Annotated in this window: 19 protein-coding genes; 13 read left to right on the forward strand and 6 right to left on the reverse strand. The window is 52.1% G+C overall.

Features of this window, described 5'->3' with window-relative positions; all coding sequences use genetic code 11:
* Positions 1-49 precede the first annotated feature (49 nt).
* Complete coding sequence (locus FKN99_RS02695; protein WP_172116452.1) at positions 50-1,138, reverse strand: TlpA family protein disulfide reductase; 1,089 nt, start codon at positions 1,136-1,138, stop codon at positions 50-52.
* A 204-nt stretch (positions 1,139-1,342) separates the two neighbouring features.
* Between FKN99_RS02695 and pdxR the strand changes: the two genes are divergently transcribed.
* The 3 genes from pdxR (at position 1,343) to map (ending at position 3,835) form a co-directional block, all read left to right on the forward strand.
* Entirely contained in the window at positions 1,343-2,746 is a 1,404-nt protein-coding gene (gene pdxR / locus FKN99_RS02700) for a MocR-like pyridoxine biosynthesis transcription factor PdxR (protein ID WP_172116453.1), read from the forward strand.
* A 116-nt stretch (positions 2,747-2,862) separates the two neighbouring features.
* Positions 2,863-3,069, forward strand: a complete 207-nt coding sequence (locus FKN99_RS02705) for a ParD-like family protein (protein WP_172116454.1) — start codon at positions 2,863-2,865, stop codon at positions 3,067-3,069.
* The gene (gene map / locus FKN99_RS02710; protein ID WP_172116455.1) at positions 3,062-3,835 is read left to right on the forward strand and encodes a type I methionyl aminopeptidase; all 774 of its coding nucleotides are present in this window, start codon (positions 3,062-3,064) and stop codon (positions 3,833-3,835) included. The genes FKN99_RS02705 and map overlap by 8 nt, the downstream gene beginning before the upstream one ends.
* Before the next feature lie 155 nt (positions 3,836-3,990).
* Here the strand turns inward: map and FKN99_RS02715 are convergent, their stop codons facing one another.
* The 4 genes from FKN99_RS02715 to FKN99_RS02730 all read right to left on the reverse strand — a co-directional run bounded on the left by FKN99_RS02715 (position 3,991) and on the right by FKN99_RS02730 (position 8,337).
* Positions 3,991-4,752 carry an alpha/beta hydrolase gene (locus FKN99_RS02715; protein WP_172116456.1) on the reverse strand — a complete coding sequence of 254 codons (762 nt, stop codon included), beginning with the start codon at positions 4,750-4,752 and terminating at the stop codon, positions 3,991-3,993.
* Positions 4,753-4,764: 12 nt separating this feature from the next.
* Positions 4,765-5,994 (reverse strand): kynureninase, encoded by a 1,230-nt coding sequence (gene kynU, locus FKN99_RS02720; RefSeq protein WP_172116457.1) that lies wholly within the window; start codon positions 5,992-5,994, stop codon positions 4,765-4,767.
* Positions 5,995-6,063: 69 nt separating this feature from the next.
* Positions 6,064-6,900: a tryptophan 2,3-dioxygenase gene (gene kynA / locus FKN99_RS02725; protein ID WP_172116458.1), complete on the reverse strand. Its 837-nt coding sequence runs from the start codon at positions 6,898-6,900 to the stop codon at positions 6,064-6,066.
* A 3-nt stretch (positions 6,901-6,903) separates the two neighbouring features.
* Positions 6,904-8,337, reverse strand: coding sequence for a M20 family metallopeptidase (locus tag FKN99_RS02730; protein ID WP_172116459.1), 1,434 nt, complete (start codon positions 8,335-8,337; stop codon positions 6,904-6,906).
* A 327-nt stretch (positions 8,338-8,664) separates the two neighbouring features.
* Here FKN99_RS02730 and FKN99_RS02735 point away from each other — a divergent pair, with 327 nt between their 5' ends.
* On the forward strand, positions 8,665-9,567 hold the full coding sequence (locus FKN99_RS02735; RefSeq protein ID WP_172116460.1) for a LysR family transcriptional regulator: 903 nt from the start codon (positions 8,665-8,667) through the stop codon (positions 9,565-9,567).
* Between the two features lie 57 nt (positions 9,568-9,624).
* On the opposite strand, the gene FKN99_RS02740 is transcribed toward FKN99_RS02735, so the two are convergent.
* Positions 9,625-11,013 (reverse strand): YfcC family protein, encoded by a 1,389-nt coding sequence (locus tag FKN99_RS02740; protein ID WP_087105653.1) that lies wholly within the window; start codon positions 11,011-11,013, stop codon positions 9,625-9,627.
* 610 nt (positions 11,014-11,623) lie between these two features.
* On the opposite strand from FKN99_RS02740, the gene FKN99_RS02745 reads away from it, so the two are divergent.
* The 9 genes from FKN99_RS02745 to FKN99_RS02785 all read left to right on the forward strand — a co-directional run bounded on the left by FKN99_RS02745 (position 11,624) and on the right by FKN99_RS02785 (position 18,591).
* Positions 11,624-12,046 carry a GFA family protein gene (locus tag FKN99_RS02745; protein ID WP_172116461.1) on the forward strand — a complete coding sequence of 141 codons (423 nt, stop codon included), beginning with the start codon at positions 11,624-11,626 and terminating at the stop codon, positions 12,044-12,046.
* A 63-nt stretch (positions 12,047-12,109) separates the two neighbouring features.
* Positions 12,110-12,523 (forward strand): DUF2784 domain-containing protein, encoded by a 414-nt coding sequence (locus FKN99_RS02750; protein WP_087105651.1) that lies wholly within the window; start codon positions 12,110-12,112, stop codon positions 12,521-12,523.
* Positions 12,516-13,835, forward strand: a complete 1,320-nt coding sequence (locus tag FKN99_RS02755; protein WP_172116462.1) for a S8 family serine peptidase — start codon at positions 12,516-12,518, stop codon at positions 13,833-13,835. The genes FKN99_RS02750 and FKN99_RS02755 overlap by 8 nt, the downstream gene beginning before the upstream one ends.
* A 13-nt stretch (positions 13,836-13,848) precedes the next feature.
* Positions 13,849-14,088, forward strand: a complete 240-nt coding sequence (locus FKN99_RS02760) for a hypothetical protein (RefSeq protein WP_172116463.1) — start codon at positions 13,849-13,851, stop codon at positions 14,086-14,088.
* A 104-nt stretch (positions 14,089-14,192) separates the two neighbouring features.
* Positions 14,193-14,678, forward strand: coding sequence for a VOC family protein (locus FKN99_RS02765; protein ID WP_172116464.1), 486 nt, complete (start codon positions 14,193-14,195; stop codon positions 14,676-14,678).
* Between the two features lie 50 nt (positions 14,679-14,728).
* Entirely contained in the window at positions 14,729-15,247 is a 519-nt protein-coding gene (locus FKN99_RS02770) for an MgtC/SapB family protein (RefSeq protein ID WP_172116465.1), read from the forward strand.
* A gap of 179 nt (positions 15,248-15,426) precedes the next feature.
* Positions 15,427-16,149, forward strand: a complete 723-nt coding sequence (locus FKN99_RS02775) for a ZIP family metal transporter (RefSeq protein WP_172116466.1) — start codon at positions 15,427-15,429, stop codon at positions 16,147-16,149.
* A 174-nt stretch (positions 16,150-16,323) separates the two neighbouring features.
* Positions 16,324-17,634 (forward strand): DUF945 family protein, encoded by a 1,311-nt coding sequence (locus tag FKN99_RS02780; protein WP_172116467.1) that lies wholly within the window; start codon positions 16,324-16,326, stop codon positions 17,632-17,634.
* 363 nt (positions 17,635-17,997) lie between these two features.
* Positions 17,998-18,591, forward strand: coding sequence for a LemA family protein (locus FKN99_RS02785; protein WP_172116468.1), 594 nt, complete (start codon positions 17,998-18,000; stop codon positions 18,589-18,591).
* Positions 18,592-18,593: the final 2 nt, after the last annotated feature.

The following is an 18,593-nucleotide window of genomic DNA, read 5'->3' on the forward strand; positions in this document are numbered from 1 at the left end:
CAGTAAAAAAAGGGGGGCCGCGCTATGGCTTGCGCGGAGTGGCTTACGCTTATTGGCTGAGGCGCTCGACAGCTTCGCCTAATGCGGTGTCTTGTGGTCCAAGCTTGTCGGTTATCTTGCCGTCAGCATCAATTAACACAACGGTGGGTATCTGCTGAACGCCGAATGCACGGTGTATATCGCCCTCGGCGTCAAGCAACACCGGTATCGCCGTCTCGGTGGTATCAAGATAACTTTCGACATCGGACTCTTGGGTCCAAAGACCAGAAATAATGCCTACCCACTGTACGCTTTGGTCTTCGCTCAGCTGGTTGACGGTTTCGCGTACGCGGCGGCAGGCGGTGGAGGTTTCTGGCTGGCTCTCGGCAAGATAAGGCTCACACCAGGTGGCAAAAAACACCACACCCAGTGGCTTGTCTGTCGTCTCCCGAGTCAGGTCGATGGTAGTGCCGTCACGCGTGGTGACATCAAGGTGAGTCACCGTATCGCCCACCGTTAAAGCGTTGGCGTCGATATCCTTGACGGCGGCTCCTTCGGTCGCTGCTGAGTTGGGATCAGCGGGTTCAAGCACGGCCTGTAGCGCCTGTTCCAGGGCTTGATCGTCACGATGACCAATGTGAGTGATGTGACCACTGCGATCAATCAGAACGTGCTGCGGGGTAACGCGTAGATTTAGCGCTTCGGCTAGCGTGCCGTCATCTACCGTGATGGGCATGGTCAGGCCCATTTCCTCGCGATAGACACGTGCAGACGCTTCGGTGTCAGCGTAGCCGGTGTTCACGGCGATGACTTGGATATCATCACCATGCGCTTCTTGAAATGCCTGGAACCCGGGCATCTGCTGGCGGCAGGGCACACACCAGGTTGCCCAGAACTTTATATACACGGGTTTTTCGCCATATAGCGCGCCTAGATCAATAGTCTCACCATCCAGCGTGGTAATGCTCAGCTCGGGGCCTGGCTGACCAATTAAGGACTCGCCAGCCGCTCTGGCACGCTGTTCACCGTCGGCATCTTGATCATAGGCTTGATCGGCGTCTGGTTGCTCAGTGGTCTCGGTGGCGTGTGCCGAACCGAAGCAGCCGACCAACATGGCGAGCAGTATCGCCGCTGAACATTTCGTGTTTACTATACGCATTGATTTCATCCTTTTGGCAAATCGTTCTGAGCTAACGTAAAGAGCTAAGGTAAAGAGCTAACTCAAGAACCGGCATAAAGAACTAGCTCGAGAACTGGCACAAAGATTTAGAACGGTAAAAGTGTAGAGTAGATAGTGATTGTGAGAGGCTTCATGGTCTAAAAAAAGCACCAAGTCTGATAGATTTCTATGTACCATGGAGTGATGAGTAAACTTCGTTTTTCACTTAATCGCCAAGGCGAGCAATCTCTATCAGAGCAGGTGCGGTCCAGCATTGCTGATGCCATTCGACAAGGGCATTTATATGAGGGCGCACGGCTGCCTTCATGGCGTGATCTTGCCACGCAACTGGGCGTTTCGCGAGGCACTATTAAAACGGCTTATGATCGGCTGAGCGATGATCATTTAGTCATCTCAAAAGGGGCCGCCGGCACCTTCGTTAGCTCCGTACTACCCGCGACACCAAAAGTGGTAGCTGAGGCCTCTCGACTGCCACTGCCTGATCTCTATCAGGATCTGGAAAGCGCGCCCAAGCTTTTTCAAGTGGGGGTGCCTGCGCAAGATGGCTTTCCCTTTAAGCAGTGGTCGCGCATCATGCTGCGCGGTTCACGACAGGCGGTGGCCGAGTCACTGCGTTACCCTGACCCACGCGGAGAGCAGATACTACGCAAGGAAATTGCTGCCTATCTGGCCGTGGCTCGCGGGCTCCTTTGTTCTGCAGACCAGATCATCATCACCAATGGATATGCGGGTGCGCTGGGCTTGGCATTGCACTTGTTGCGCCCGGGTTCACAGCGGGTGTGGGTTGAAGACCCTTGTTATCCACTCAATAGGCACGCTTTGTCTCTGGCAGGCTTTACCTCGGTTCCTGTTCCGGTAGATGACCAGGGGATTTGTGTGGAGCAAGGGATAGCGCTTGCGGCGGAGGCCCGGTTGGCGATTGTGACGCCAAGCCAACAAGCACCGCTGGGTATGCAGTTGTCGCTGGCTCGCCGCCAGGCGTTATTAGCATGGGCTAAAGAAAACGATAGCTGGGTCATCGAAGATGATTATTTAAGTGAGCTGCAGTTAAGCGGCCAGGCAGCGCCCGCACTGGCCTCGCTGGACCATGACGAAAGAGTGATTCACATGGGTACTTTCAGTAAAACCATCAGCCCACGATTGCGGCTTGGTTTCATGGTGGTGCCTGCGAGGTTGTCGGAGCGCGCGGGAGATACGGCCGCTGCATTGTCACCTGCGTCTGCACTGCCTAGCCAACTGGCCGTTGCGGAGTTTTTGCGCGACGGGCATTACTTGCGCCATATTCGGCGTATGAAGCGTTTGTATATACAGCGCCGGAATGCGCTGCTTGCACTCATGGATAGCACGGCTTCAGTCAATCATATGGCGGGCTTGTCGCTGTTGCTCGCCCTGGCTGATGATACCGACGATGTTGGCATTGCCGAAGCGGCGGCGGCCTTTAACCTTGCACCGGCGCCGTTGTCTCCCTGGTACGCCACGCAAGCCAATGCGCGAAAAGGATTGCTCTTGGGCGTCACTAATCTATCGAGCCCTGCGCTTGAAGAAGGCTATCCGCCGTTGGCCGCGCTTGTCGCTCGTCATCGCTAATAGTGTATCTGCAACTGAAAAATCACTCCTATAGAACGTCGGCTTAACCAGGTCGCTTGCTGGGTATTCTTATTCTAATATATGCTTTATATACGTTTCATATATCAAGGCATTCCATGGGTATCGTAAAAATCAACGACCAGCTACACGAAGATATTCGTAAAGCCAGCTCGGTCATGGTGCGTTCGATCAACGCACAGGCGGAGTATTGGATTAAGGTGGGTATGCTGGCAGAGGCTAATCCAGACATGACCTTCACCGACATTATGCGCGAGCAGATGCAACAGGCAGACATTGAAGTAAGGCAGGTGATCGGTGGATAACGTACCGCTGAAAAGTGCAGAAGAGTTGACGCTGATGCGCGAAGCAGGACGCTTGCTGGCTCAGGTGTTTGGTTATCTTGATACGTTAATCGAGCCGGGTGTCACCACCATGCAGATCAACGACTGGGCCGAGCGTTATATCGTAGATGAGCTAAAGGCTCGCCCGGCCAGCAAAGGGCAATACGATTATCAATATGTGCTGAATGCGTCTGTGAACCAGGTGGTGTGTCATGGCGTTCCCTCCGAGACACTCACGCTAAAATCAGGCGATATCGTTAACATTGATATCACGCTTGAGAAGAACGGCTATATTGCCGATTCAAGCAAGATGTACATGTTGGGTGAGGTAAAGCCTATTGCCAAGCGCCTGGTCGATAAAACCTATGAGGCGCTGTGGAAGGGCATCCACGCGGTTAAACCGGGGGCAACACTGGGTGATGTAGGCCATGCGATCCAGCGGCATGCGGAACAGAACGGCTACTCGGTGGTGCGTGAATATTGCGGCCACGGCATCGGCCAGGAAATGCATGAAGAGCCTGAAGTCGTGCACTACGGAAAGCCAGGGCACGGCGTGGTATTGAAAGAGGGCATGGTATTCACCATCGAACCCATGATTAACCAAGGCAAAGCCAAGGTAAAAATCAAAAAAGATGGCTGGACAGTCGTGACCAGCGACAAGTCCTTATCCGCGCAGTGGGAGCATACGGTGGCAGTGACGGCCGAGGGTGTTGAGGTGCTTACGCTGCGTGATGAAGAGCGTGTTTAATTTTAACCAGTTAGGCGATGCAAGGTGACCTATGACAAGTCATCTGAAAACTAGCCGGGCGGGCGTGAAAGCAGGCTTTTGAGAGACTGTGGTATTAAAAACTCCATGCCGTCGCTAGAAAGTAACGGCGTGGTTATTGTGAGCTCGGCTAGCGCTTACAAATGCTCCAGCACATCAAAGTGATCGCATCCCGGCAGCTCAATCAGCTCTGCTTGAACGTTGGCTGCGCGTAGCAGCGCTATAAAATTGTGTCCCTGCTGATGAAACGCGGGTGGGTCGTTTTCGGCAATCACAACCTGGCAGGCGGGGAGTGCGGTCAGCTCGCCAAACTGAGGGCTAAGTGCCCGTGCCTGTGCTTTGGTCAGTTTTAGGGGGGCGTTAACGTAGGTTTCTACCAGCGGCGTAAGGTCATAAACACCGCTGACCAGCACCAGCTTATCAATAGGAACCCTGCCGCTAACGGCTACCCAGTAAGCCAGTTGGGCGCCCGCACTATGGCCTCCCAGTGTGATGGACCACACACCGCCGCTTTCTTCCAGCGCGTGGTAGGCCGCTTCTAGCCCCTGAATGCACTGAGTCATCATGTTTTCAATGGTGTGGGTTGGGGCTAAGCCATAGCCAATTGAGGCGAAGGCCATTCCCCGTGCCAGATAGCGCTCGGCCAGAAAATCCGTGGCAGTGTGGTCAAGCTCCTGCCAGTAGCCACCGTGAATGAATACCATCAAAGGCCACGGGCCTTCTCCCTGCGGAATAAACAGGTTAAGGCACGCCGCCGGGTGGTCGCCATAGGCGACCGTTATCGGTGGGTGGCGGCCCCTTAGCGTGCGTCCGGCATCTGCCTGACGTGTAAGAGTGGATTCAAACTCTGACGCAAAATGGCTCGGTGAGTAGGCCAGATCCGGCGTTAGCTCTGTCATGCGTGCTCTCTATCAGGTAACGGCGCTAAGCACGTGAAATTCAGGATTTTGATACTCACCGCTTTCGACCACCTCGCGGAAGTGCTGCGCGGCCTGCCACACATCTTCGTAGCTTAAATAGAGTGGGGTGAAGCCGAAGCGCATTAAGCCCGGCTCCCGATAATCACCAATTACACCACGCGCAATCAGCGCTTGCACAATGGCATAGCCGTTCTGGGCATCTATCAACGATACCTGGCTGCCACGCTGGTCGACTGCCGGAGTAATATCTTCGATGCCGTGGGACTCAAAAATATCTGCCAGGCACTCGCGGAACAGATTGCTCATGGCCAGGCTTTTATCGCGCACGACCTGCATATCGACCTCAGCCCAGATGGCTAAAGACGCTTCAAGGGCTGCGTAAATAATCGCTGAGTGTGTGCCGGTACGAAAACGCGAGATGTCATCGGCGGGTGCGTAGTCGGCCTGAAAGGCGAAAGGTGAGGTATGGCCATGCCAGCCAGAGAGCGGTTGCCACGTGCTGTCCAGGTGGTCGCGGTGCACGTAAAGAAAAGCGGGCGCACCAGGGCCGCCATTCAGGTATTTATAGGTACAACCTACGGCATAGCGTGCGCCCACACCGTTAAGCTCGACAGGCAATGCGCCAGCAGAGTGGGCTAAATCCCAAATGACCTCGGCACCATGTTCATGAACCAGTTGAGTAGTGGCTGCCATGTCGCGCAGTTTGCCCGTGCGATAGTTGACCTGACTAAGCACCACCACAGCCACACCGTCCAAGTGCGCGGCCAGGTCGTCACCTTCGGGCATAAAGCGATGTTCACAGCCGCTAACCCGGCAGTAGCCTTGGGCAATGTAGCCGTCAGTGGGGAAGTTGCCGCCTTCACTGAGTACCGTGCGGCAATCATCCTGGCGCTTGTCGAGGATATAGCCCAACAGTTTGAAAATATTGAGCGTGATGTTGTCTGTGACCACCACTTCACCGTGCTGAGCACCAATCACCGGGGCGAGCAGGTTTCCCAGGCGTTCGGGCGCATCAAACCAGCCCTGGTTCCAGCCTTTTATCAGCTGGGTACGCCACTGCTCCATAGAGTCATCAACCGCTTGCTTGGCCGCGACCGGTTGCGCACCAAGCGAGTTGCCATCCAGGTAGAGAACACCTTCTGGCAGGGAAAAGTGGCGTTTGAAATCTGCCAGTGGGTCTTGGCGGTCCAGTTCACGAACGGTATCCAGGCTCACGCGCATATCGGTACTCCAGCAAAAAATGTCGTCACACAGGTGAAAAGTGGGGTAAGGCTTATTGGGCGCTTGCCGTTAAATAGATGTCCTTACGCTCCAAAGTTCCGGGAAGAACTGCAGGTCGAGTGCCTTGACCAGGTAGCTCACGCCCGATGAACCTCCGGTGCCACGTCGGTAGCCAATAATGCGCTCCACTGTTTTCATGTGGTTAAAGCGCCAGCGCTGGAAGTTAAACTCGACATCCACCAGCTTTTCGGCCAGTTCGTATAGATCCCAGTACTTTTCGCTGTTGCGATAGATCTCCATCCACACCGCTTCGACGTCGCTACTCGCGGTATAGGGAATGCTCCAGTCACGATGGGTGATGTTTTCTGGAATATCAAAACCCCGGCGGGCCAGTAGCTGCAGCGAGACATCGTAAAGGCTGGGCGAATTAAGCGCATGCTGGAGTTTTTGGTAATGCTTGGGCTTTGATCGGTGTGCTTCAATCAATTTGGCGTTCTTGTTGCCCAGCAAAAACTCAATTTCCCGGTATTGGTAGGATTGAAAGCCCGAGCTTTGCCCAAGGCTGTCACGAAAGCTCAAGTAATCGGCTGGCGTCATCGTTACCAGCACTTCCCAGGCGTTGATGAGCTGTTCCTGGATGCGGGATACGCGTGAGAGCATTTTGAACGCTGGGCTCAGGTTGTCATCGGCAATATGCCTGGCCGCTGCGTGGGCTTCGTGCAAGCAGAGCTTGATCCATAGCTCCGACACCTGATGAATCATGATAAAGAGTAGTTCATCGTGCTCGTCAGAGGCCGGGTTCTGGCAAGCCAGCAAGGGCTCAAGGTCAAGGTATTGGCCGTAGCTGATATCCTGGTCCCAGTGGATGGCTTCGTTATCAACGCTGTTCTTTTTTGGAGTTTCCATCACTTAATATGCCTTTGCCGCGTCATGAGTGGTTAGCGCTTGTGCTTGAGGTTCGCCTAAGTCCCAGAAGATCCCGGCGGCTAGTTTTAGCCCTTGCTCGACAATGGTTTCCAGCAAGTGCTCATCGGGGGCGTGCTGATTGCATGACGGATAGGAGTGGGGCAGCCAAACGGTAGGCAGATTAAGCACGTCTGAAAAGCAGTGATTGGGAATCGTGCCGCCCAGGTTGGGTAAAATATGGGGCGCTTCATTTAGGCTGTTCTCGGCCGATTGAGCAACAAAATTTACCCACGGGTGATTGGGGGCCAACCGAGTCGCCGCGTAACCGCCTAAGAACGTCAGTTGGATATCGTTAAAGCCATGGGCATCCAGGTGCTGGCGCAGGTTACTCTCCACCGCTTGCCAGTCGGTGCCTTTTACAAAGCGCAGCTGTAGTACCGCTTCCGCGTGCTCTGGAATCGCACCGACAGGCTTGTCGGTTCTACCCGCACTTAAGCCAAGAATTTCAAACGTATTGGCCCCGTATAAACGCTCGCCATCCGCCAGGGCTTCTTCACCCCACGCTGGGTTAATCGTGGGGTCGGAGGCGCCGCCGCCTACCGGCAAGTCGCGCACTAACCGGGAGACGTCTTCTGTCATCGACGGCGCCTTGAGGAAATCCGCCAGAATTTTGCCGCTCGGGGAAAGTAGCGTGGCGAGCGCATTGCACAGCACAACCGCCGGGTTGGTAATAACCCCTCCCCAGTTGCCGGAATGGCGGCCGCCATTGCCGGTGTTAAGCGACAACTTGAGTTGAACAACGCCGCGAGAACCTAAAAAGAGGGTGGGCATGTCGTGGCGGATTCTGGGGCCATCAGAGGCCAGAAAAAGGTCGGATTTAAGCGCTTGCTGATAGGCAGCGCAGGTCTCTTCCAACCCTGGTGAGCCTATCTCCTCGCTCATTTCAAACAGCATTTTTACGTTGTAGCCTAACCGACCCTTACGAGCGTTAATCACAGCTTCCAGCGCGGTTAAATTGACACTGTGCTGGCCCTTGTTATCGGCGGTGCCGCGGCCATAAACACGGCCTTCTTTAAAGGTTAGCGCCCATGGGGCAATACCGTTCGCCCATTGCTCTTCCTGGCCATCGGTAACGTCACCATGGCCATAAAGCAGCAGCGTGGAGTAGGCGGGGTCTTCAATGCGCTCCCCAATCAGCAGGGGAGGAAAGCCGGGTTTCGGGTTCTCGATAATTTGGCAGATGAAGCCCAGCCTTGAAAGCAGCGGGCCAATTTCTTGTTCAAGGTACGCGTTGAGTGTATCCGCACAGGCGGGGTCCTGGCTGACCGTGCGCATGGCAATACGTTTTGCCAGCGTCTTATAAAAATTACCGTTTGAAAGCTCATCACTCGCTAGCTGAATCGCCTGTTCCCGTTTTGAACGCTGCGGTGTTGTCATGGCGTGCCTTTATATCATTGGGCTTTTAGTGGTCGTTGAGATGAGCCTAGCCCTTGCTCTTGTTTGCAGCAATCATTAAGATTTCAAAGTACCTTTCTAACTATTAGAAATCACCGGTAGATGTTTGAACCGCTGCCGATAGCGCTATTCACCCTGCCAGGGTTTGTACGAAAAGTCGCTGAGCGAAGGCCAGACAAGGCAAAAATCAGTAAAAAAACGGAGTTTACATGTGTAAATGAGTATTTTGAGCTGGTTTTTAACGCCGTATGGGCGAGCGTAAGCAGTTTTCGTACAAAGCCTAACAGGCAGGTCATCAATGAGGCCTTTATGCAGGATCTCCACTTGCGCTACTTTCAAAGCGTTGCGAAAACGGGCTCGTTGTCCGCTGCCGCTGAAGAGTTGCACGTTGCTGTTTCAGCGGTTAGCCGCCAAATCACCAACCTTGAGCAGCGCCTGGATATCAAGCTGTTCAACCGCCAGCCGCGAGGTATGCAGTTAACCGAAGCAGGCAAACTGCTGAACGCCTATGCACTGCGTAACCAGTTAGAAGTTAATAGTGTTATCGATGAGATGCAGGATGCAATGACACGCCAACGCCAAACCATTGTGGTGGCTTGCCCTGATGGCATGGCGTGGCACTTTCTTCCCAGTGTTATTTCGCGCTTTATTACTCAGCATCCTGATATACGGTTTGATCTGCAGATGGTCGATTCAGCGCGTGCTTCTGAATTGGTAAAAGAAGGCAGTGCTGATATCGCCTTAACCTTTAGCCTCTCGCCGGATATTGGCGTAAAGGTGGTTTCAAGCCATAACGCCGCGATTAGTGCCCTTATGTCGAGTGAGCACCCGTTGGCAGTTAATGACGTTTTGTATGTAAAGGATTTATGCGACTACCCGCTTACCATGTCGCTTAATGGCTCGACAATGCGCTATCTGTTTGATGTCGCCTGTAGCTTGTCCGGTATTAAGGTATTCCCAAGCTTCTCCTGCGATTCACTGGGCGCGACCTATACCATGGTCAGCGAGCATCCCAATATGATCGGGTTGTGTAGTGCCGTGGCGGTAAGCGGTAAAATGCATAAGGATGGGCTGGTTTTAAAGCCGCTACACGAGCCCCAGCTTTCTCAGCGAAGCCTTCAGGTACAGGTGATGGCTGAACGCTACCTGCCTGCTCATATCGAGGCGTTTTTAGTTGTTCTGGAAGAGAAGCTGACGGCCATTGTCTGTTGAGCGCATGCCCGTTAGATGCCAGGCCACCCATTATGGGTGGCGTGGAAGCGAACCTGCTTAAAACGGACCGTAGTTAATCGCGACGGCAACCCCGACAAACGCGCCGCCGATGACAATCCAAATCAATACCAGTGGTAGCACGAATTTGAACCACTCCACGTAAGAAACGCGGGCGATCGCCAGGCACGCCATCAAGGTGCCAGAAAGCGGAGTAATAATATTGGTAACGGCATCGCCCAGCTTGAAGGTGATGAAGGTCGCTTGGCGGGTGACTTCTAGCATATCGCCAATCGGAACCATAATTGGCATCACGATAGCGGCCTGGCCGGTACCCGAAGTAATCAATCCGTTAAATACCAGGTTAAAGACGTATAAAAGCTCCATGGCGACAATTTTTCCATGGCCATCCAAAGAGCTTGCGACGCTATGCACGAGGGTGTCGATGAGCTGTGCTTGTCTAAGCAGTACGATGACAGCAGCGGCGACACCCACCACCAATGCGCCGTACATGACTTCGCTTGCGCCATTCATCAGGCGTTTTACAAAATCATTGGGGGACATTCTGCCGATCAGCGCCGTGGCGATTCCCACCATTAAAAACGTGGCAGAGAGTTCAGTGATTCCCCATCCGAAGTTAAAACCGCCGTACAGGAAAAACACAAAAGAAGCGGCAAATATCAGCAGTACCAACTTATGGGCGAAGGTAAATGGCGGCAGGGCGCCTGGCTCGTGTGTGGCTTCGGTGTTATCAAAGGCGTCTGCACCCATCACGCTATGGGCCGGGTTCTGCTTGATACGTTTGGCATAGCGGCAGATGTACGCCGTGGTTACGGCCAAAAAGACAATAAAAATAACGCCCCGGTAAATAAACCCGGAAAACAGCGGTAGCTCGGCAATGGTTTGCCCGGCAACGGTAACGGTAGGGTCAAAAACACCTGCACCGAAGCCTGCGTAGGAGCCTAAAAAGATAATGGCTACGCCTACAATGGGGTCAAGCTTCATTGAGCGGGCAAGAAACAGTCCGATAGGTATGAAGGCAATGGCCAGGTTGGCACCTACCCCAACCGATGCAAGCGTTGAGAACGTAGCGCAAAAGATAAAAATAAGGACGTTTCGACGGCCATTGGCCTTACTGATGAGTTGGTGAATGCCTGCGCTGATGGCCCCTGTTGACTCAATCACCTTAAGCACGCCGCCGACCATCATGATTAAAAAGATCAGCGGAGCCGCCGCCACCAGGCCTTTTTGAATAGCGGTGAACAGGTCCATAACGTTCAGGGGCGCTGCAGTAATGTACTGAAAGCTATCGGTGGCGACCTGCGTCAGGCCATTGTTGGTGGTTCTTTCGTAGCTTCCTGCGGGGATTATATAAGAGGCGAGCAGTACCAGTACCATAAAGCTAAACAGGATGATGAACACATCCGGCATAGGGCGTTTTTTCTTCATTGTTTGTGCCTTTTCTGGCGCGCCTTTACTCAGCTTCGTTGTCATATTCGTCTTCGCGGTCAGAGGGTTATCGTTTTATTGGTGGCGCTGCTCTAGGCAGTATGTGCGACTCAAACGCTCAACGACAAGTAAACCGTGTGCATGGCCGAGGGGGTAGGTGGGCCGAAGCGGTTTAGTGTGAGGCGTAGCATCGGGTGGTGACGTTTTGTGTGCTTCCACGAAATAGGTTAGGTAGAAGGTCCATAGCGCCTGGTTCGCAGGTGGTGAAAGGGCCACCTTTAGTGTTGTTTGTAATCAACCTACCAAGGAAGCCCAAGGCTAACAATTGTGTATTTATCAAATGTGTTTTCTATTTTAGGCAAGCACGCTTGGCAGTCAGAAGGAAGTATCCGAGCAACCCAATAAAGCCGCTAAACGGTCGATTAAAAATGCCCGCTCAACGATATTTTATGTCGCTGTAGATAACAGGTCTGCAGGGCATATCGCGCAATTTTACGCGTTAACAGCGCATAGCCAAGCGGCCTGCTACTGTCTATATAGAAAAGGTGGGGTTTAGGGTTCGCTCTATTAAGCATGTATAGACGGTGTTACGCATCTAACGGAGGATCATATGCAATCCAACATTGAGCATCGGGGTAGCTGTCTCTGCGGTGAAGTGCAGCTTTTAACTCATTTAGACAGTCATCATGTCGCGGTTTGCCACTGCAGCCTTTGTAGAAAGTGGGGTGGAGGGCCGCTGTTTGCGGTTGAGTCCAAAAACGAGGTGGATTTCCAGGGGACTGAGCATATTGCTATCTTCAGTTCCTCAGAGTGGGCCGAGCGAGGTTTTTGCAAGCAGTGTGGGACGCATCTGTTTTATCGGTTAAAAGAGGGCGGGCACTATGCTATCCCAGTGGGGCTTCTGGAGGATAACGACCAGTGGCAGCTTGAGGAGCAGATATTTATTGAGCAAAAACCAGCGTTTTACTCGTTTTCTCAAGCTACCAGAGATTTAACCGGCGAGGAGGTTTTTGCTCAACATACTGGCAATTAAGAGGTTTCGTGGCCATCGCAAACACTGGCTACCTCCTCTGCCTATGCTTCACTTGGGAGAGATATGGCCCCTTCACGACTTCTACTCATGGCAGATGCGATATTAGTCGTTCATGTGCTGTTTGTTGTCTTTGTCGTCTTCGGGTTGCTGGCTATTTATGTCGGTTATTTTTTAAGGTGGCGATGGGTGCGAAATAAGAGGTTTCGTATTCTGCATTTGTCCGCTATTGGGTATGTAGTGGTGCAGTCCTGGTTGGGCGCGGTTTGCCCGCTTACTACGTGGGAAATGGCCTTGAGAGCAGAGGCCGGTACAGCAACCTATACGGGGTCCTTCATTCAGTACTGGTTGCAAAGCCTGCTTTACTACACGGCGCCGGAGTGGGTATTTGTGCTGCTTTATACGGTTTTTGGTAGCTTGGTGTTGTGCAGCTGGTTTTTAGTGCGGCCAAACAAACAGAAAGGAAGCGATGATGGCTAATAAATCTAAAAGCAACGGAAGCGAAAGCAATCCCTCTGGCAAGAGTGAATCATTAGCCACAATTTCGTGCGGGGCTGAACAGCTGCTTGTGGCTGCTCTCGAACGAGGCGTTAATTGTCTTGAAACCGGGCGTTTTCTTATCAGTTATCGTGAAGGGCGAATGGAAGAGGGCATTAAGTCTCTCAAGGCTCAAAAGTTTCGAGTGGCCGACGCGCGTGACTTTGCTGACCAGGCCGTCAGTTTGGAAGACGCTGGTGATGCGGAGGTTGTGGTGTTCCCAGAGCTTGGGGTTGCGCTTGTTGGCAGTGACGCTTTACAGCTACATGGGATGAGCCTCAATGACCCTATTTCAGCAGATAGCCCAATAGAAATTATTGAGCCTGAGTATTTTGCCTTTTCCGAAAATTCAGAGTATCTGCGAGGTTTTTTGCGGGCCGCGAGTACGATTGCTCGCGATCTTGGCGCTGATGTTGATCTGGATGAAGCCCAAGACAAGCTTGAACCAGGCAAGCCAGAAACGACCTGGGGATTGATTCAATGCAACGTTTTGCAAAGCCGGTGGAGTGGGGCTGGCATTAAAGTGGCCGTGCTGGATACCGGGATGGACCTTGGCCATCCTGACTTTGTAGGTAGAGAGTTTATTACCCGCTCATTCGTAGGAGAGCCGGTTCAAGATATCAATGGCCACGGAACGCACTGTATCGGCACGGCCTGCGGCCCCAGAGTGCCTTTCGAGAACGCTCCGCGCTACGGTATCGCATCCGATTCACAGGTGTTCGTTGGAAAGGTGCTCACCAACTCGGGTAGCAGTACAGGGGCGGGAGTGCTTGCGGGCATGAATTGGGCGATCGCTAATCGATGTGACGTCATTTCGATGTCGCTGGGCAGTCAAAGTCCTGTGCAAGCCGCCTACACCCACGCGGGTGCCGCGGCTCTGCGTAAAGGGTGTCTGATTATTGCTGCCGCAGGAAACTCTTCTGCTCATACGGGAGCGCCTGCCAACTCGCCTACTATCATGTCGGTTGCATCTATTGACGCCAACTTAAAGCCTTCGAGCTTTTCTAACGCAGGCAAAATCGAAATTGCCGCGCCTGGCGGCGACATTTTTTCGTCCTGGCCCCGGCCGGTACATCATAAAACGATTAGCGGAACCAGTATGGCGACGCCCCACGTTGCAGGCTGCGCCGCTCTTTGGGCTGAGTCAGATGCCTCGCTGCGCGGTATGAAACTCTGGCAACGGCTGTTGGATTCTGCAAAGCCTTTACCATCCTCTGGTTCCCGTGTTGGGGCCGGGTTGGTACAGGCACCTTAGATGAGGATGATCGATGCCGACAATAGCGCTTTGGATAATCACGATTTCTGAAGATCAATCGATCAATGAAATAGCTTCGCGCCTTAGTGACGAAGGGCTCACCATCAGAGAGGTGTTTGAGGAGATTGGGTGCATCACCGGGGCGGCAGATGACGTTACCGTTGAGCGGCTTAAAAAGGTCAACGGAGTGGTGGATATTGCCCCTGATATGCAGCTCGATATAGGCCCGCCAGGTGCTGATAAGACTTGGTGATTCCTCAGCAATCATCTTGGGAGGAGCTGTTAAAGGAGAGTGGGTGCGCCGCATTACAATGTCATACCCATCATTGGCTGTTTCGTTTTGATTGGAGAAGTGTCATGGCAACACCAGCAAAGAATACGGTTTGTCTTTGGTTCGATGGTCGCGCAGAAGAAGCCGCGCGCTTTTATGCAGATACCTTTCCTGATTCGTTTGTTAGCGCTGTTCACCGCGCGCCGGGAGACTTTCCATCCGGTAAGGAAGGGGATGTGTTGACCGTTGAGTTTACCGTGCTGGGCATTCCATGCCTGGGGCTTAACGGTGGGCTTGGGGTTACGCATAGCGAAGCGTTTTCCTTTCAGGTCTCAACCAATGATCAGGCCGAAACGGACCGCTATTGGAACGCGATAGTGGGTAATGGCGGGCAAGAAAGCGCGTGTGGTTGGTGTAAAGATAAATGGGGCGTGTCTTGGCAGGTAACGCCTGTGGCGCTGATTGAAGCAATCACTGCCTCGGACCCTGCCGCTGCAAAACGCGCGTTTGCAGCGATGATGCAGATGAAAAAAATCGATATTGCCACCATTGAGGCAGCACGTAACGGTTGAATTAGATAAAAGATGTTCACTCATCGCGCGTTAACGACAGGGCTGAGGCAATGGAGTCAGTGAGTAATATTGTTATTTCTGAATTTTCTGATTTTAATGACCTAAGTGAATTTATTATTGTAGTGACTCGATTGCTAATGGCTGCTTTTCTCGGTGGCCTCTTGGGGCTTGAGCGTGAACAGAGCGGTAAGCCAGCTGGAATACGTACCCACATGCTTGTGTGCATGGGGGCGGCGTTATTTATATTAATCCCGCAGCAAACAGGCATTTCAGATGCAGAGATGAGTCGGGTCATTCAAGGTGTTATTAGCGGCATTGGTTTTTTATGTGCTGGAAGTATTATCACCCGTAAGAATGATCTATTTGCTACCGGGCTTACCACGGCGGCAGGCATTTGGTTTACAGCAGCTATAGGTGTCGCCGTTGGTCTTGGGCGTGAGCAAACGGCCGTTTTGTGTACCGTGCTGGCCTGGACAGTGCTGTACGTGGTGCCTTTCTTCTCACGCGCAATAACCAAGAAAAGGCCTGTATCTTCAGGATCGAAAGAAGATGATTCTGGTAACAAATAAGCGTGAGACGCACCCCGTTAATTTGCGGCATTCATGGCCTTATGGACCTTCATAAGCTGAACAAACGCAAGGGACGAAAAAGACACGGCTCGATCCTCTGAAACGCTTAGGAGGCAGCGAGAAATTCCGGACAAACCGGTGAACCAATGATGGTTGAAAAGAGGCTAATCTGACATTTTATGGCTGAAATTATCACTATCCTTCTTTTATCATTAATGGCAGGTGCCGCAATGCCCATCGGGGCATTATTAGCTAAGTTTGACCTGGTTCATCCCTCCCTTTTAGGGGATTCCTGGCGACATTTCATTATTGCTTTTGGTGGTGGAGCGCTAATGTCAGCGGTCGCTCTGGTATTGGTACCTGAAGGTGCTAGTAAGTTACCGCTTGTACCGGCCGCCTTGTGTTTTGCTGCTGGTGGGGTATGTTTTTACTTCCTTGATGCCTACTTAAAAAAACTCAATAGCTCGGTAGGCCAACTGGTGGCAATGTTGTCTGATTTTATCCCTGAAGCGATTGCCTTGGGTGCTGCCTTTGCAGCAGGCGAAGCCACAGGGTTGCTGCTTGCACTATTAATGATTTTACAAAATCTGCCCGAGGGTTTTAACGCTTACGAAGAGCTGAGCAATAATAATACTCAACTATCTTCCAATAAAATCATACTGGCATTTAGCGGTTTGGCATTAGTGGGGCCCATCTCAGCAGCAACCGGCTATTACGTATTGGCACAGTACGATGTGTTAATGGGAGCGCTAATGCTATTTGCGAGTGCAGGTATTTTGTACCTTGTTTTTCAGGATATTGCCCCTGGGTCCAAGCTCGAACAACATGGAATGCCGGCAATCGGTGCTGTCGCTGGGTTTCTGCTTGGGTTGATGGGTAACATGGTACTTCTTGCTTCCTGATGGCAAATAACCGCAAGCAGCGCAATGTATATGACTATGCGGTTTAATGGCGAAGAATAAGAGTCTTCGCCTCGCTTTTTCTTTCTTTAATAGCTAGCCATGAACTGAATTAACAGTGGGTTTTTATTCTTAAATACAGGATAATTAATAATCATTTTTATTAAGGATAGTGATATGCCCGCAACTTCCAAGACGTTAATTTTGACCGCTGCTGGTGTTGTAGTGCTCGGGGCAGGGGGATATATAGGCGCCCAAGCGGTGGTGGGTAATGAGGTGGAAAAAGCGCTAGCCCAAACCTTTGCGCAGTTGGATGATTCTGTTTCCTGGTATGCAAGCGACGTAACGATTGATAAATCGTTGTTCAATACAACGGCGACGGCAACGATCGGTATGGAAGGTGTTGAAAACGCCAATGCCCAGGTAAATCTGCTGGTGGATCACGGCATTATCAATAGCCCGATTACCGGCACGATTCATCCCAACGAGCAGTTTCTAAGCGGGGATATCGACGTTGATCTGGTCGCTACTCGCAGCGCCGTCACGGGGCAGTTGACGGCCGGTTCGTTAAGCGGTGTTGAGTTTGACGGCACTCTGCACGACCTGGTAGTGGATCTTGATCTTGAAGATGAAGACGTTTGGAAGGTAGACGGCCAGGCACGTGAAATTGTTGTCAATGACGAGAACGACTCGTTTCGGATTGTCTCGCCACGCTTTGAAAATAGCTCACAGGAAGCGTCTAGCCTGATACATCAACGCTTGGAAATACCCAAAATTGAGTTTTTGGCGGAGGGCGTCAATGTTTATATAGATGGCATTGAGCTTGAGGCCGAGTCTGAATCCGTAGGTGATAGCCAAATCGTCAATTCAGGCGGCCGTTTTAAGATAGCCGATATCGGCGCCGACGGCACCTCAATGGGCAGCCTGTCACTTGATATCGATGCCAAGAACTGGGATATGTCAGCATTTCAGGCGCTTCAGGAAGCCTATACACCGTTGGAAGTCATGCGTGCAGAGTATGAAGAGACCGGTGTACGCGGCGATGAGCAGGAGGAGCGTGAACTACTGATCCAGTCTATCGAACGAGGCTATGATGTTCTGATTGCGAGTCCCTCAATGGCGTTCCAACCGCTGGAAGCGCACGTTACGCTGCCTATGCTGGGTATCGATTTTAATCCCCGCATTACGGCGGATATCCGCTTTGATGGTGAAGAACTTTCCAAGGAGGCGCTATACAGCGCTTTATGGGATAACCGTTTGCCGTTACCCGAGCAGCTTCAGGCATCGCAAGATAGGATGAGCACACCGGAGGCGCAAGAGTACCTCCAAAACCGCTTGAGCCTGGATATTGGCGTAACGACACCTCCCCAGATGGTACTTTCACTCATTCCCATGCCTTATGCTCTGTTAATCGATCCGGACTTTGAAGAGCAGACGCTGACCTGGCAAGACGGCGTCCTGACGGTTAATGGTGAAGAAGTGATATAAGCAAGGCTTGTATCATAAGCACTACGCCATATGGAGTGGCGTAGTGTTAAATCAAAGGTATTAAGGTCACTGCACTAAACAAATTTGTACCGTATTGAAACGTTCGGTCAATGGAAAACATCCTTATCAGGTGATAACGCAGTGGTTGAATCCCGCTACCATGCAAGTACATGTGTTTAAAAGCCAGAATATCTGGTTTGATCCCTCGCCTTATATCAATACGGATACCATTGCTGTCTTTATCGAGCAGAATGATCCCCAGAAATATCACATGGATATAGAGTTTTTGCCTAAACTCGCCAAGTAAAGCCGTCAGGCCGTGATACGTAATAGTTTTTTTATTAACCACAGGAAGGATTAATTATGGTTTTAACTATCATTATCGTAGCGATAATAGCGGTTATCGCGTTCTACCTTATCGGTGTGTACAACCGGCTCGTTTCCCTGCGAAACCGTTTTCAAAACGCCTTTGCTCAAATTGAAGTGCAGCTAAAGCGCCGTCACGACTTGATACCTAACCTCGTCGAAACCGCCAAAGGGTATCTCAGCCACGAGCGCGAAACGCTTCAGTCGGTGATTGAAGCGCGCAATTCAGCGGCGGCGGGGCTCAAAGCGGCGGCTGCCAACCCAGGGAGCGCCAAAGCGATGGCCGAATTGGGCGGGGCAGAAGGTGCGCTAAGCCAGGCGATGGGGCGGCTTAATGTGGTGATGGAAGCTTACCCGGACCTCAAGGCCTCTGAAAACATGCAGCAGCTCTCTGAAGAGCTTACCAGTACTGAAAACAAGGTCGCTTTTGCCCGCCAGGCGTTCAACGACGCTGTCATGCAATACAACACTTACCGCCAGAGCTTCCCTCCGGTGGCCGTGGCTGGCCTGTTGGGGCATGGCGAGGACGCTTCCTTCCTGGAGTTCGAGGACAGCGCCCAGATTCAGTCAGCGCCTAAAATATCGTTTTGAAG

It is taken from the genome of Halomonas hibernica (assembly GCF_013183775.1).
In the GTDB taxonomy this organism is placed as follows: Bacteria; Pseudomonadota; Gammaproteobacteria; order Pseudomonadales; family Halomonadaceae; genus Vreelandella; species Vreelandella citrativorans.